General features: G+C 67.2%; 9 protein-coding genes and 2 pseudogenes. 4 read left to right on the top strand and 7 right to left on the bottom strand.

The genetic code is table 11. The features are described 5' to 3' along the window. Positions 1-70: 70 nt before the first annotated feature. A pseudogene (locus tag P3W97_RS04290) lies at positions 71-495 on the bottom strand (MFS transporter); the annotation flags it as partial. A 455-nt stretch (positions 496-950) separates the two neighbouring features. Between P3W97_RS04290 and P3W97_RS04285 the strand changes: the two are divergent. Further along, complete coding sequence (locus P3W97_RS04285) at positions 951-2,936, top strand: DNA topoisomerase IV subunit B (RefSeq protein WP_300844108.1); 1,986 nt, start codon at positions 951-953, stop codon at positions 2,934-2,936. A 28-nt stretch (positions 2,937-2,964) separates the two neighbouring features. Here P3W97_RS04285 and P3W97_RS04280 read toward each other — a convergent pair whose 3' ends face one another. Both P3W97_RS04280 and P3W97_RS04275 read right to left on the bottom strand, forming a co-directional pair. Continuing rightward, positions 2,965-4,500 (bottom strand): glycosyltransferase family 39 protein, encoded by a 1,536-nt coding sequence (locus P3W97_RS04280; protein ID WP_300844106.1) that lies wholly within the window; start codon positions 4,498-4,500, stop codon positions 2,965-2,967. Beyond that, the gene (locus P3W97_RS04275) at positions 4,490-5,269 is read right to left on the bottom strand and encodes a phosphatase PAP2 family protein (RefSeq protein WP_300844105.1); all 780 of its coding nucleotides are present in this window, start codon (positions 5,267-5,269) and stop codon (positions 4,490-4,492) included. The genes P3W97_RS04280 and P3W97_RS04275 overlap by 11 nt, the downstream gene beginning before the upstream one ends. A 146-nt stretch (positions 5,270-5,415) precedes the next feature. Here P3W97_RS04275 and P3W97_RS04270 point away from each other — a divergent pair, with 146 nt between their 5' ends. Further along, entirely contained in the window at positions 5,416-7,113 is a 1,698-nt protein-coding gene (locus P3W97_RS04270) for a phosphoethanolamine transferase (protein WP_300844103.1), read from the top strand. A 24-nt stretch (positions 7,114-7,137) separates the two neighbouring features. Here the strand turns inward: P3W97_RS04270 and P3W97_RS04265 are convergent, their stop codons facing one another. Continuing rightward, positions 7,138-7,518 (bottom strand): diacylglycerol kinase, encoded by a 381-nt coding sequence (locus P3W97_RS04265; RefSeq protein ID WP_300844101.1) that lies wholly within the window; start codon positions 7,516-7,518, stop codon positions 7,138-7,140. Positions 7,519-7,532: 14 nt separating this feature from the next. Next, the gene (locus P3W97_RS04260; RefSeq protein ID WP_300844099.1) at positions 7,533-7,925 is read right to left on the bottom strand and encodes a VOC family protein; all 393 of its coding nucleotides are present in this window, start codon (positions 7,923-7,925) and stop codon (positions 7,533-7,535) included. 130 nt (positions 7,926-8,055) lie between these two features. Between P3W97_RS04260 and parC the strand changes: the two genes are divergently transcribed. Beyond that, positions 8,056-10,482, top strand: coding sequence for a DNA topoisomerase IV subunit A (gene parC, locus P3W97_RS04255; protein WP_300844096.1), 2,427 nt, complete (start codon positions 8,056-8,058; stop codon positions 10,480-10,482). Positions 10,483-10,628: 146 nt separating this feature from the next. Here parC and P3W97_RS04250 read toward each other — a convergent pair whose 3' ends face one another. After that, positions 10,629-11,099: a RidA family protein gene (locus P3W97_RS04250; RefSeq protein WP_300844094.1), complete on the bottom strand. Its 471-nt coding sequence runs from the start codon at positions 11,097-11,099 to the stop codon at positions 10,629-10,631. A gap of 178 nt (positions 11,100-11,277) precedes the next feature. Between P3W97_RS04250 and P3W97_RS04245 the strand changes: the two genes are divergently transcribed. Beyond that, positions 11,278-13,818: a DNA internalization-related competence protein ComEC/Rec2 gene (locus P3W97_RS04245; RefSeq protein WP_300844092.1), complete on the top strand. Its 2,541-nt coding sequence runs from the start codon at positions 11,278-11,280 to the stop codon at positions 13,816-13,818. On the opposite strand, the pseudogene P3W97_RS04240 reads toward P3W97_RS04245, so the two are convergent. Continuing rightward, a pseudogene (locus P3W97_RS04240) lies at positions 13,815-14,110 on the bottom strand (diguanylate phosphodiesterase); the annotation flags it as partial. The gene P3W97_RS04245 and the pseudogene P3W97_RS04240 overlap by 4 nt on opposite strands.

Genomic DNA, 14,110 nt, shown 5'->3' with positions numbered 1-14,110 from the left:
AGCCACACCCCCATGAAGCTGCCGACTACTGCCCGAAGCAGCCCGCTGCAGCCGCCAATCCCATCGCCTAAAAGCGACATTCGGGCGCGATTGGGCGACCAATGACCCCACGAATGATGGCATAGGTCGTGCCTGCCCGGGCCGCACCGATCAATACACCCGTGGTCAACGCAAAAACCAGCGTCGAGGTGGCGAGTGCCATGCCCGCAAGGCCCTGGCCATGAAGCAGCGCGCTGCCCACCAACACCCGGTAGGCCCCAAGCGGTCCGCCAGCATGCCCGCAAAAATGCCGAATATCCCCCAAGCCAGGTTCTGTATCGCCATGTCGAAGGCGAAGGTTTCGCGTGTCCAGCCCTGCGCCTGCGTGATGGGTTGCAGCCGCAGCCCGAAACCATGGCGGATACCCATCGAGAAGGTCACGATGAGGGCGCCGCACAGCAGGATCAGGGCGGCGCAGAGTCGGCGCGTCGTCGTGATTACCGAACTGCAACGCATGGTCGTGCTCCCCATGCGGGCAGGCGTCCATCGCCTACCGCGGTGAGTGAGGTTCGGTCCAGGTTGCGCGCCGATACGCAGGTCGATTCTGAGGTGGATGGCCCAAGTTCTTGACTCACCGGCAGAGTTGCACCTTGTCCCAAGTTGTTGTGGATAACTTTGTGAGTAAGCCGTGATCACGCGCAGCAAAGCCTCGTCTGTCAAGGATTCGAATAGATTGCTCAAAATTTGAGCATTCAAAAAATATTTGTAAAAACAACGACTTATAAGATTTGCCGAGTGTGCTGCGGTGCAAATCGGGAGAACGGACACGCCGTCCAAGGGGATGTGCCAGCGCGCAGAGTGTGTGCAAAACACAGAAGGTCCTCGTCTGTCAAGCCCTCCCAGGAAGCTGTGATGGCGGCCGATTCGAGCGAGGGGGCGTCCAAGCGAGCGGGTCCGTACAATCCACCGTCATGTCCGCCTCCACCGTCGCGCCGGGCGCTGCACCCGGCTATGCCGAGAGTTCGATCCGGGTGCTCAAAGGGCTGGAGCCCGTCAAGCAGCGCCCGGGCATGTACACCCGCACCGACCATCCGCTGCACATCGTGCAGGAGGTGATCGACAACGCCGCCGACGAGGCGCTGGCGGGTTTTGGCCGACGCATCCGCGTCACGCTGCATGCGGATGGCTCCGTCAGCGTGGAAGACGATGGCCGCGGCATCCCCCATGGCCTGCACCCCGAGGAGGGGGCACCGGTGCTGGAACTGGTCTTCACCCGGCTGCACGCGGGCGGCAAGTTCGACAAAGGGCAGGGTGGGGCATACAGCTTTTCGGGCGGATTGCATGGCGTGGGGGTAAGCGTGACCAATGCGCTGGCCAGCCGGCTGGAGGTCACGAGCCACCGCGATGGGCATGTGGCGCGCCTGGTGTTTGCGGGCGGCGAGGTGGTGGAGCCGCTGGTGCGTCGGCCGCTCGAGGCGGGCGAGCGCCGCCAGGGGACCACGGTGCGCGTGTGGCCCGATGCACGCTACTTCGACCAGGTCAGCCTGCCGCTGGGGGAGCTGACGCACCTGCTGCGCAGCAAGGCGGTGCTGATGCCCGGGGTGAGCGTGAGCCTGATCAATGAGCGCACACGCGAGACCCAGACCTGGCAGTACAAGGGGGGCTTGAGCGACTATCTGCAGCAGACGCTGGCGGCCGAGCCGCTGATCCCGCTGTTCGAAGGCGAGGGGTATGCCGAGGCGGGTCACGAGAGCTTTGCCGAGGGTGAAGGCGCGGCCTGGGCGGTGGCCTTCACCGAGGAAGGGCCTGTGGTGCGCGAGAGCTATGTCAACCTGATCCCCACCCCTGCTGGGGGCACACACGACAGCGGCCTGCGCGAAGGCTTGTTCCAGGCCGTGCGCAGCTTTATCGAACTGCACGCGCTGTGTCCCAAGGGGGTCAAGCTGCTGCCCGAGGATGTGTTTGCCCGCGCCAGCTATGTGTTGAGTGCCCGGGTCCTCGACCCGCAATTCCAGGGCCAGATCAAGGAGCGGCTCAATTCCCGCGATGCGCTGCGGCTGGTCGCGGCCTATGTGCGTCCCGCGCTGGAGCTGTGGCTGCATCAGCACGTCGAGCACGGCAAGCGGCTGGCCGATCTGGTCATCCGTGCGGCGCAAAGCCGCCAGAAGGCCGCGCAGAAAGTGGAAAAGCGCAAAGGCTCGGGCGTGGCGGTGCTGCCCGGCAAGCTGACCGACTGCGAAAGCCGCGATCTGTCGCGCAACGAGCTGTTTTTGGTCGAGGGCGACAGCGCCGGGGGTAGCGCCAAGATGGGACGCGACAAGGCGTCACAGGCCGTGCTGCCGCTGCGCGGCAAGCTGCTCAATACCTGGGACGTCGAGCGCGACCGCTTGTTTGCGAATGCCGAAATCCACGACATCGCGGTGGCGATTGGGGTGGATCCCCACGGCCCCGACGATGCGGTGGATCTCAGCGGCCTGCGCTACGGCAAGATTTGCATCCTGAGTGATGCGGACGTGGACGGCTCGCACATCCAGGTGCTGCTGTTGACCCTCTTTTTCCGGCATTTCCCCCGTCTGATCGAGGCGGGCCATGTGTACGTCGCAAGGCCCCCGCTGTACCGGGTGGATGTGCCAGCACGCGGCAAAAAACCCGCCAGCAAACACTACGCGCTGGATGAGGGGGAGCTGGCGGCGATTCTGGACAAATGCGCCAAGGAAGGGGTGCCGCGCGAGAAATGCCAGATTAGCCGCTTCAAGGGCTTGGGCGAAATGAGCGCCGAACAACTTTGGGACACGACACTCAACCCCGATACGCGCCGCTTGCTGCCGGTGACCCTGGGTGGGCTGGATGTCGCGGCCACCGCCATGTATCTGAACCGTTTGATGGGCAAGGCGGAGGCGGCTGCCCGTCGTGAGTTGATGGAGCAGTGGGGCGACGCGGTCGAGGTGGACGTCTGAGCCGGCCCGCCGTCCTTGAATCGGGGTCTCAGGGATCGCGCCGCAGCAGCACGACGCCGCCGCGCTGGTAGATCACGGTGTGCGGCACGTCCGGCAGGCGGTCGAGCCGGGTCAGGGCCCACTCGCCTGGCTCCGGCAGGCGCTTGGGGGTGATCGACTGGGCATACACGCTGAAACTGGGCGCATCGAAGCGCCACAGCACCGCCGGTGCATGGGCCTGATGGGTGAGGCGGCCTGCGCTGCGAATCGCGCCTTGCAGCACATCGCCAAACCAGGGCGCCACGACGGCACCGAGCAGCAGGGCCTGTATGGCCGCTAGGGCCTGCAACCGTCGCCAAGCGGGCCAGCGCCGTTGCACCGCCAAGGCAACACCCGCGACCCACACCGCCCAGGTCACAGGCTGGTAGAAGGCGGGCGCCAGATCCCAGGCCAGCGCGAGCTGGGCGCGGTAGTAGGGGTTGTCGGTGCGCAGCCCGGCTTCGTACAACAAGGCGGGCAGCCAGGGCCACAGCGCCAGCAGGGCCACGGGCACGATCAGCCACACACCACGCAGGGTGGGCAAGCGCAGTGCCAGCAGGATCATCAGCGGGGTGGAGCCATACAGCACATAGTGCGGCAACTTGGTACCAGACAAACTGAAAAATACCAGCACGAAGCCACACCACAGCCAGAGATAGCGTGTCAGCGGCGTTTGGCAGTCGGGCTTGATCTGCCGCAGCACGGCCGGCAGGGCTGCACTCCAGGGCAGCAGCAGCAAGGGCAAGACGATCAGGTAATACAGCCAACCCCCGCTGTGCCCCTCCAGCGTGCCGGTAAAGCGCTGGACGTTGTGGCGCAGGATGAAGCCGTCCACGAACGCCTGTCCATGGGTCAGCAACATGGCGACATACCACGGCGCCGCCACGGCCAGGAGCAGCAGCCAGCCCCGCATGTCGAACGCAATGCGCCGCCAGGTGGACCCGTCGCGCGCCAGCAGGGTGTACAGGGTGCCTGCCGCAGCCGGGATCAGCACGGCCACCGGCCCCTTGGTCAGCAGCCCCAGCCCCACCCAGATGTACACCCGCAGCAGATCCGGCCGCCGCCGTCGCTCCAGGTAGCGCCACAGATCCAGGCAAGCCAGCGTCAGCCACAGGTTGAGCAAGGCGTCGGCCGTGGCGGCGCGCGCCATGATCCAAGGCCCCAGGGCGGTGGCGACGATCCACAAGGCGCGCTGCGCCGCCGCCGCGTCGGCGCGCTCGCGCACGAAGCGCCAGACTGCCCAACCCCACCCGATCGCCGCCAGGGTGGACGGCAGGCGCAAGGCCCACTCGTGCAACCCCAGCAGCGACACCGACAGCGCCTGCAGCCAATAGATCAGGATCGGCTTGTCATAGCGCGGCACACCGTTGAGCCAGGTCGAGAGCCAGTCGCCGTTGTGCAGCATCTCCCGCGTGGCTTCGGAAAATGCGCCTTCATCGACATCGAACAACGGCGGCGTGCCCACTGCGGTCACCCAGACGGCCAGCGGCAACAGCCAGGCCATCCAGCGCACCCAGAGGGCGGTGGGGGGCGAGTCAGCGGACATGCTTATCCTCGACGCAGCGCTGGCCCAAGGTTGAGCCGCCAGCCAGCACCACACCCAAAGCCAGGCCGCCGAGTGCAGCGGCCATCGGCACGATGTCCGCCGGCAACGCACGCCAAGGCAGAGTGGCGGCGAGCAGCACGAGCGTGCCTGCCACCGCAAACAACAGTCGGCTGCCTGGTGCGGACCCCGACCGTCGGGCGACGGCTGCAGCGCCAGCGGCGCACAGCCAACCAACAAGCGCCCCGGCCACCACGTCCAGCGGCCAATGCGCCCCCACGGCCAAGCGCGAGATGCCAATGGCGGCCGCCAGCGGCAGCGCAAGCAGCCAGCCCACCACGCGCCCCCAACCCGGTGGAGCGCTGAGCACCCAGCAGCCAGCCAACACAAAGGCCGTGATCGTGTGCCCCGAGGGAAAACTGCCGTGGCGCAGCACCTCGCCGATGACATGCAACTCGCTGGGGTCGAGCACCGCAGCCGGTCGGGGCGCGGCAGCCAGCGCCTTCAGGCCGTGGGTGAGCAGTGTGGCCGGCAGCACGGCCCAAAGCAGCGCGGTCAAGGCGTTGCGCTGCCACAGCAGGGCGGCCGTCAGGTAGGCGAGCAAGGCCAACTGGGCGTCGCCCAACCATGTCAGCCGCCACCACAGCCCATCCGGCAGCCACGCAGTCCAGCGCTGCAGGGCCGTCATGGCGCCGGCCCCATCCAGGGTGGCGACCCAGACGCTGGCACCCAGCAGCAGGACAGTCCCTATCCAACCCGCTAGGGCGCGCATGGGTGCACTTGACGGCGGGTAGACGGGCATCGGGCTTGGTGCAGTGGGCGACGAAAGTGCCATGCCCTGGGGGGCTTCGGCAAATCGGATTGTAGAAAGGGCTGGCGCCTGGCTGGCATGATCATGCTCAGTGATACCATGAAACGATGGGCAAATCGAAATGGGCAGGCGGCGCGCATCGGCACGGCCTGGGCGCCGTAACCACCAGGACCGGCGGTGGGCATCCGCTGACTGCGCTGGCCCTGTTGGCGGTGTGGCTGGCCACGGCCGGCAATGTACCGCTGTGGTTGGCGGTGTGGCAGGTGCAGGGGGGGGTAGGCTGGCGTGGCGCGGCGGTGACGCTTGCCTGGGTGCTGACGCTGGCGCTGGTCAACCTCGCGCTGCTGGCGTGTCTGGCCGTCGGCCCGTTGCGCCGGCCCATGGGGGTGGTGCTGCTGGCCCTGGCTGGGGTGGCGAGCTACTTCATGCTGGCCTATGGCATCGTCGTCGATGCGTCGATGGCGGCCAATGTGTTTCAGACCGATCTGCGCGAGGCGCGCGACCTGTTGACCCCAGGCCTGCTGGTTGCGTGGGTGCTCGGCGTGGCGCTGCCAGGCTGGCTGTGGTGGCGCCTGCCGGTGCGGCGATGGTCGGCGCGGCGTGCGCTGCTGGTTCGCCTCGGCGTCGGCGCGGCAGCGCTGGCGCTGGCCATCGCGCTGCTTTGGCTGACCTTTCAGGATCTGGCGGCGTTGATGCGCAACGACCGCGCGCTGCGCTACCTGATCAACCCCTACAACAGCATTTATGCCGCACTGCACCACGGCGTGGGTCAGCGGGCGCTCGCGTCCGAGCCGCTGCAGCCCATCGGTCTGGACGTGCAGCCGCTGCCCCCGGCAGCCCGCGAGGACGAGGCGCCGCTGTTGGTGTTGGTGGTGGGCGAGACGGCACGCGCGGCCAACTGGGCCCTCAACGGCTACGCGCGCGACACCACGCCGCGCTTGCGCGCGTTGATCGAGCAGGGGCAGCCGGTCGTGTCCTTCGCTTCCGTCACCTCGTGCGGCACCAACACGCAGACGTCGGTGCCGTGCCTGTTTGCGCCAGAAGGCCGTGCCCAATGGAATCCCTCGCGCGCCCAGGAAAACCTGCTCGACCTGCTGCAGCGCGCCGGGCTGGCAGTGACCTGGCTGGACAACCAGTCTGGCTGCAAGGGGGTGTGCGCGCGCGTGCCGTCGCGCCGAATCGATCGCCTGCAAGTCCCAGACCTGTGCCGCGGCGACGAATGCCATGACGAAATCCTGCTGCGCGAACTGCCCAGCGCGCTGGCGGCCTTGCCTGAGGCAGCGCGCCGGGTCGGCACGCTGGCGGTGCTGCATCAGATGGGCAGTCATGGACCGGCCTACTTCAAGCGCACACCGGCGGCGTTCAAACACTTCCTGCCCGAGTGCACGACGGCCGAGTTGCAGGCGTGCGAGCCGACGCACATCGTCAATGCCTATGACAACACGCTGCTCTATACCGACCATGTGCTGGCTGAGTTGATCGGCGGGTTGGCGCAGCGCAGCGGCCCCACGGCATTGCTGTATGTCTCCGACCACGGTGAATCACTCGGCGAGGGAGGGCTGTACCTGCATGGCCTGCCGTACACCGTGGCCCCGCGCGAGCAGAAGGAGGTGGCGATGCTGCTGTGGGTCAACGGCGGCATGCAGCGGCGCTTGGGGTTGGATTGGGCCTGTCTGCATCGGCGTGCGCAGGAGCCAGCCTCGCACGACCATGTGTTCCACACCGTTGCGGGGCTGTTCGGCGTGCGCAGCGCGGTGGTCGATACCAAGCACGATCTGCTGGCGGAGTGCCGGCGCCCATCCTGAGCTGGCCAGCCGCTCATCGACCCATCAACCGCGCCACCAAGCCCACAGCGCAGCGCCCCAGACCCCGCCGGCAAACAGCAGGGACAGCAGCACGGCGGCACTGCCAAGGTCTTTGGCGCGCTTGGACAGGGCATGCCATTCGGGGCCCACGCGATCCACGACGGATTCGACGGCCGTATTGAGCAACTCCACCACCATCAGCAGGAGCACCGAGCCGGCGAGCAAGGCGACCTGAACCCAGTCTCGGCCCAAGCAAAATGCAGCGGGCAACAAGACGGCAGCCAGCAGGGCTTCCTGTCGGAAGGCGGGTTCGTGCCAGCCGGCTTTCAGCCCATCGAGGGAGTTGCCTGCGGCATACCACAGCCGGGCCAGGCCCTGGCGTTTGGGGGTGACAGGTGGCGACATGGCTTCACGGTGACTCACGCAGGCCGGTGCAGCGCGCACAGCTTGTTGCCGTCCGGATCGCGCACATAGGCAAGGTAGAGCGTGCCGCTGGGTCCGTGGCGTGGGCCGGGCGGGGCCTCGATGGACGTGCCTCCGTGGGCCACGGCCACGTCGTGAAAGCGTTGCACCTGTTCGGGCGATGTGCATCTGAAGCCGATCGTCGCGCCATTGGCGCAGGTGGCCGGCTCGCCGTTGATCGGTTGCGTGACGCCGAAGGTGCTGCCCCCATGTCGATAAAACACCCGCTCATGACCGCTCGATGCGGTGTTGCGGACGCCTTCCGGGGCGCCTAGCACGCCCAAAACGGCGTCGTAAAAGCGTTTGGCCCGCTCGATGTCGTTGCTGCCCACCATCACGTGACTGAACATCTCAAAGGTCTCCTGTCGAAAGGGTCAACGCGGCTCAGGGCCGTCGTCCACTATTGTCGCCGGTCGCGCACGATACGGCGCGCGGAGCGCGGGGCAGGGGACAGGCCTCGGGGCGAGCGACAATCCGCACATGAGTCTAGACGTGTTGCCCCCTTCCGACCGGTCGCCCGCCGAGCCGGCGGCCGACCCCGACAGCCTGGCCGCTTATGCGCAGCGGGCCTATCTGGAATACGCGCTCAGCGTCGTCAAGGGCCGCGCCCTGCCCGATGTGTGCGATGGCCAAAAGCCCGTGCAGCGCCGCATTCTGTACGCGATGCAGCGCATGGGGCTGGGCTACAGCGGTCCGAATGCAAACACGCCGGCCAAGCCAGTCAAGAGCGCCCGCGTGGTGGGGGATGTGCTCGGGCGCTTCCACCCCCACGGCGACCAGGCCGCTTATGAGGCGCTGGTGCGCATGGCGCAGGACTTTGCGCAGCGCTATCCGCTCATCGACGGGCAGGGCAACTTCGGCAGCCGCGACGGCGATGGCGCCGCCGCCATGCGCTACACCGAAGCGCGCTTGAGCCGCATCAGCACCGTGCTGTTGGACGAGATCGACCAAGGCACGGTGGATTGGGTGCCCAATTACGACGGCTCCACCGAGGAGCCGCGCCAGTTGCCAGCCCGCTTGCCGTTTGTGCTGTTGAACGGTGCCAGCGGCATTGCCGTGGGCATGGCCACCGAGATCCCCAGCCACAATCTGCGCGAGGTGGCCCACGCCTGCGTGGCGCTGATCAAAAACCCGCAACTGCCTGACGACGACCTGTTTGCCCTGTTGCCCGGGCCGGACTACCCCGGTGGCGGCCAGATCATCAGCCCGAGCGCCGACATCCATGACGCCTACCGCAGCGGCCGTGGCAGCCTGAAGGTGCGCGCGCGTTGGAAGATCGAAGACCTGGCGCGTGGCCAGTGGCAGCTGGTGGTCACGGAGCTGCCGCCCGGCGTCAGCGCGCAAAAGGTGTTGGAGGAAATCGATGACATCACCAACCCCAAGGTCAAGGCCGGCAAAAAGGCCCTGACGCCGGAGCAGACCCAGCTCAAGGCCAGCCTGCTGGCGGTACTCGACGGGGTGCGCGACGAGTCCAGCAAGGAATCGCCCGTGCGCCTGGTGTTCGAGCCCAAGAGCAGCCGCATTGAACAGCAGGAACTGATCACCGCGCTGCTGGCCCACACCAGCCTGGAAACGTCCGCCCCGATCAACCTGACCCTGGTGGGCCTGGACGGCAAGCCCGTACCCAAGAGCCTGCGCCAGATGCTGCAGGAATGGATCAGCTTCCGGCAGACGACCATTACCCGCCGCTCACGCCACCGGCTGGACAAGGTGCTCGATCGCATCCACATCCTCGAAGGGCGGCAGATCGTGCTGCTCCACATCGACGAGGTGATTGCCATCATTCGCACCAGCGACGAGCCCAAGGCCGCGCTGATCGCGCGCTTTGCCTTGAGCGACCGGCAGGCCGAGGACGTTCTGGAAATCCGCTTGCGCCAGTTGGCGCGGCTGGAGGCCATCAAGATCGAGCAGGAACTCCAAGCGCTGCGCGAGGAGCAGGCCAAGCTGGAAGACATCTTGGCCAGTCCGGCCAGCCTGCGCCGCCTGATGGTCAAAGAGATCGAGGCCGACGCCAAGGCCTTTGGCGACGAGCGCCGCACGCTCATCCAGGCCGAGAAAAAGGCGGTGGCCGAGATCAAGGTGGTGGACGAGCCAGTGACGGTGGTGGTGTCGGCCAAGGGCTGGGTGCGCGCGCGCACCGGCCACGGGCACGACGCCGCGGGCTTTGCCTTCAAGGCTGGCGATGGGCTCTACGGCACGTTCGAATGCCGAACCGTGGATACGCTCGTCGTGCTGGGCAGCAATGGCCGGGCGTACAGCGTGTCCGTGGCTAGCCTGCCGGGGGCGCGCGGCGACGGCCAGCCCATCACCACCTTGATCGACCTGGAGCCGGGCACGCAGCCGGTGCATTACCTGGCGGGGCCCGCATCGTCCCTGTGGCTGCTCAGCGGCTCGGGTGGTTATGGTTTTCTGGCCACGGTGGAAGACATGACAAGCCGCTTGAAGGGCGGCAAGGCCTTCGTCACCCTCAACGAGGGCGAGACGGTGTGCCGCCCTGCGCTGGTCAGCGGCAGCATGGTGGTGCGCCTGGCCGCCCCAGATGGCACCGTGCTTGGCCCGCCCACGACCCCGGAAGGCGGTCCAGACCCGGCCGCGTTGGCTCCAGCCACCCAGGTCTGCTGCGTCTCCAGCAGTGGGCGCATCCTGACTTTTGATGTGGGCGATGTCAAGCACCAACCCAAGGGTGGGCGCGGTCTCATGCTCATGGGGCTGGAGGGCAAAGACACCTTGGCCGGCGCCGCGGCCTACCTGCGCAGTGTGCGCATCGGCGGTGTGGGACGAGGCGGAAAATGGCGCGACGAGGTGCTGGAGATCCGCAGTCTCAACAACGCCCGCGCCGCCCGTGGCCGCAAGGGGCGAGATGCCAGCTTCGGCTTCAAGCCCACGATCGTCTGGCGAGTGCAATAAGGGGCACCAAGGCGCTGGCCTTGGCGATCATGAGGCTCGCAATGTCGCCGGCAAGGCCTTTCTGGTCGAGTCGCCGCGCTGGGTGATGCGGGTGCTCGCTGAACCCGCTGCCGCCACCCGCTCGAGGCGATTGGTGCAGCGCCCCGTCAGGCCAGTTCGGCCATCAGCTCGATTTCCACGCACGCGCCAAACGGCAGTTGCGCCACGCCAAAGGCGCTGCGGGCGTGCGCGCCCACCTGCGGACCCAAGACCTGCCCCAACAGCTCGGAGCAGCCATTGGTCACCAGGTGGTGCTCGGTGAAACTGTTGGTGGAGTTGACGAGGCTGAGCACCTTGACGATGCGCCGCACGCCATCGAGATCGGTGCCGGCGGCCACGCAAGCGGCGTGAAGCGTGCCCAGCAGGTCGATGGCCACGGCACGGGCGGCAGCTTTGCCTTCCTCGGTGGTCATGGTCAGGCCCAGTTGACCCACCCAGGGCTGGCCGTTGCGCTTGGCGATGTGGCCGCTGAGCAGCACCAGCTTGCCGGTTTGCACGAACGGCACATAGGCCGCAGCCGGTGTGGCCACTTCGGGCAGCGTGATGTTCAGAGCTTGCAACCGATCGTAAACGCTCATGATGGACGGGCTCCGCAAAAACTGCATTGTAGTCAGCCGATGTCTGTCGCGGGCGAGCCGACCGTATCGATAATCGGTGACGTGGCGGGCGCGACGGGGATGGCCACGGTGCGCTGGCGCAGGGTAGAACAGGGAGTGGGACATGCCGAGTGGGCATCGGGCGCATTCGCCAGCGTCCGTGAGCGAAGCAAACAAAGATCGCGCCCGGCCGGAGGGTGCGTGCAGCCCGACCGGGGCGGCTGCCATCCGCCGGGTCTGGGGGCCGGCCGCGCTGGGCTGGGTTCTGGGGACGGCGTTGCAGCTCGCGCAGACCTCGCTGTGGCTGGGCTGGGCTTATGGGGCGATGGCGCTGCTGGCCCTCATGGCAGGCGTCGGGCTGATGTGGACGATGCCAAGCCGGCCCCGCAGCCGGTGGGGTTGGTTGCCCGTCGCAGCCGCGCTGGCCTTTGCCGCCACGGGCGGGCGGGCTGTGGGGTTTGCCGCCCAGGCGCTGCCGCCGACGGCGGATGGTGCGCTCGTGCAGGCGGCTTGGCGGGTGGTGGCCATGCCCAGCCGTGGCGAGCAGAGCGCGACGTTCGAAGCCCAGCTGCTGCAGGCCCGCACCCGCGACGGCCACGACCTGCCGATCCAGGGCACGATCCGCTGGACTTGGCGGTCCTTCGGTGGCGTGCGCAGCGAAGCTGCCGTGCCGCGCCTGCTGCCCGGCGAAACATGGCAGGGCAGCCTGCGCTTGCGCGCGCCGCGTGGGCTGGCCAATCCGTATGGTTTCGATGCCGAAGCCTGGCTGTGGCGCGAGGGTATCGTTGCCACAGGCAGTGTCCTGCAGGGTGGTCGCAACGATCCCCCGCATCGCCTGGCGGACGATCCCTGGCGTCACCCCGTGGAGCGGGCTCGCACCATCGTGCGCGATGCGATCGTGGAGCGGCTCCAACCCCGGTATCCACCGGCAAGCGTTGGGCTGGTGGCAGCCCTGGTCACAGGCGACCAGGGCGCGATCCCTGCAGCCGATTGGGCCGCCATCCGCGCCACAGGGGTGGCCCATTTGGTCTCCATCTCGGGCCTGCATGTGACCATGTTTGCGCTCATCGCCACCGTGGCGGCGGGGCTGGTGTGGCGGGGCGTCGGGCGGCGCTGGCCGGCAGCGTTGTTGCACTGGCCCGTGCCGGTGGTTGCAGGGGTGGGCGGTATCACCTTGGCCACGGCCTATGCCTTGTTTGCCGGTTGGGGGGTGCCCGCCCAACGCACGGCGACCATGCTGGCGCTGGTCGTGGCCCTGCGTCTGAGCGGGCGACGCTGGCCGTGGGGCGCGACCTGGTTGGCCGCCATGGTGGTGGCCTTGATACTCGACCCCTGGGCCTTGCTGCAGCCGGGCTTTTGGCTGAGTTTCGTCGCCGTGGCGGTGCTGTTTGGCCAGGGCGGGGCGTCGTGGCAGCCCACCGGACTGGGGCAGCGCCTGCGCCACGCCGTTGCCGACCTGTTGCGCGTGCAGGCCATCGTCACCGCAGCGCTGGCACCGCTGACTTTGCTGTTGTTTGGCCAGGTGTCCGTCGTGGGCCTGCTGGCCAATCTGATCGCCATTCCCTGGGTCACGCTGGCATTGACGCCAGTGGCACTGGCGGGTGTGGCGGTCGCGCCCTTGTGGGACGCCGCAGCCTGGCTGGCCCAGGCCCTGTTGTCCGTCCTGCGGCTGCTGGCGGCGTGGCCCATGGCCGTTTGGGAGCGGCCAGCACCGCCCCTGCCGCTGGCCACAGCCGCGTGTATCGGGGCCGTGTTGCTGGTCTGGCGCGCCCCCTGGCGCTGGCGGGTGTGGGGGCTATGGATGCTGTGGCCGGTGCTGGCGTATCGGCCGCCTGCCCCGCCACCAGGGACCTTCGAGGTGCTGCTGCCCGACGTGGGGCAGGGCAGCGCCGCCATCGTGCGCACCGCCCGCCACACGCTGGTATTCGACAGCGGCCCACCCATGGGTCGCAGCGATGCAGCCGAGCGTGTCTTGCTGCCGTGGCTGCGGGCGTTGGGCAGTGCGCCGCAGGCCATCGTCATTAGCCATGACGACAGCGATCACGCGGGAGGACTGTCCTCGCTGTTCCAAGCGTTTCCGACGGCAACATGGTGGACATCGTTCGAGCCTGGCGCGCGCCTTGCGGGGTCGGCCAACACCTGCGCCGCAGGCGTGTCGTGGGAGTGGGATGGCGTGTCCTTCCAATTCCTCCATCCGCCAACGCCTGACTGGGCACCGCCGCGGCAGGGGGGCGACAACGCCCGCTCGTGTGTTCTGCAAGTCGGAAGGGGCCGGGCCTCCGCATTGCTGACAGGGGACATTCGCTCTGAAGAGGAGGCCATGCTGCTGGATACCTATCCCACATTAGAAGTGGGGTTGCTGGTGGCGGCGCACCACGGGAGTCAGACATCCACTAGTGAACGGTGGTTGAAGGCGATCAAACCCGAGTGGGTGGCGATACAGGCAGGATGGCGCAATCGCTACGGACATCCCCATCCGGCCGTGCTACGACGATTGAACGAGCACGGTTTCAAATGGGTCAACACGGCGACATGCGGCGCCATGGCTTGGTCTAGTGCACATCCCGCGCAAGCGACATGCGAGCGGGAAGAACGGCGTCGCTACTGGCGCGCGAATGATGCTGACGACCGCGCGAGAACGGCGGAAAATCCGAACGGCATTTACTCGCCGACGGCGACCGATCGCACGATGAGTGATTAGTTTGGGTGTGCCTCGTCTTTGATATAGACGCCCAGTTTCGACTGTTTGGCATGGTGTTTGGCTAATGCCGCCTCATTGGCGACTTGCTCGGCATGAGAGAATTGCTCGGGGTTCACACGCACTACTCCGAGGCTGACGGTTGTCATCGGATGAAAACGCACGACACCGTGTCGATCTTCGGCATATATGCCGCCTGCCGCTCTGGCATTTTCGTCGAACAGGTCTTGGGCAAGCGTATTGAATTTCTCCACTGCTTTCGTAATCCGATCGAGCCAATCGTCGCTTTGCATCA

Source organism: Tepidimonas sp. (assembly GCF_029335975.1).
Classification (GTDB): domain Bacteria; phylum Pseudomonadota; class Gammaproteobacteria; order Burkholderiales; family Burkholderiaceae_C; genus Tepidimonas.
Note: the sequence above shows the minus strand (reverse complement) of the source record. Positions and strands in the feature narration are given on the sequence as shown.

Excerpts from the sequence above, each read along its gene's own strand:
- P3W97_RS04285 (WP_300844108.1), top strand. The coding sequence starts at position 951 with ATGTCCGCCTCCACCGTCGCGCCGGGCGCTGCACCCGGCTATGCCGAG.
- P3W97_RS04280 (WP_300844106.1), bottom strand. The coding sequence starts at position 4,500 with ATGTCCGCTGACTCGCCCCCCACCGCCCTCTGGGTGCGCTGGATGGCC.
- P3W97_RS04275 (WP_300844105.1), bottom strand. The coding sequence starts at position 5,269 with ATGCGCGCCCTAGCGGGTTGGATAGGGACTGTCCTGCTGCTGGGTGCC.
- P3W97_RS04270 (WP_300844103.1), top strand. The coding sequence starts at position 5,416 with ATGGGCAAATCGAAATGGGCAGGCGGCGCGCATCGGCACGGCCTGGGC.
- P3W97_RS04265 (WP_300844101.1), bottom strand. The coding sequence starts at position 7,518 with ATGTCGCCACCTGTCACCCCCAAACGCCAGGGCCTGGCCCGGCTGTGG.
- P3W97_RS04260 (WP_300844099.1), bottom strand. The coding sequence starts at position 7,925 with ATGTTCAGTCACGTGATGGTGGGCAGCAACGACATCGAGCGGGCCAAA.
- parC (WP_300844096.1), top strand. The coding sequence starts at position 8,056 with ATGAGTCTAGACGTGTTGCCCCCTTCCGACCGGTCGCCCGCCGAGCCG.
- P3W97_RS04250 (WP_300844094.1), bottom strand. The coding sequence starts at position 11,099 with ATGAGCGTTTACGATCGGTTGCAAGCTCTGAACATCACGCTGCCCGAA.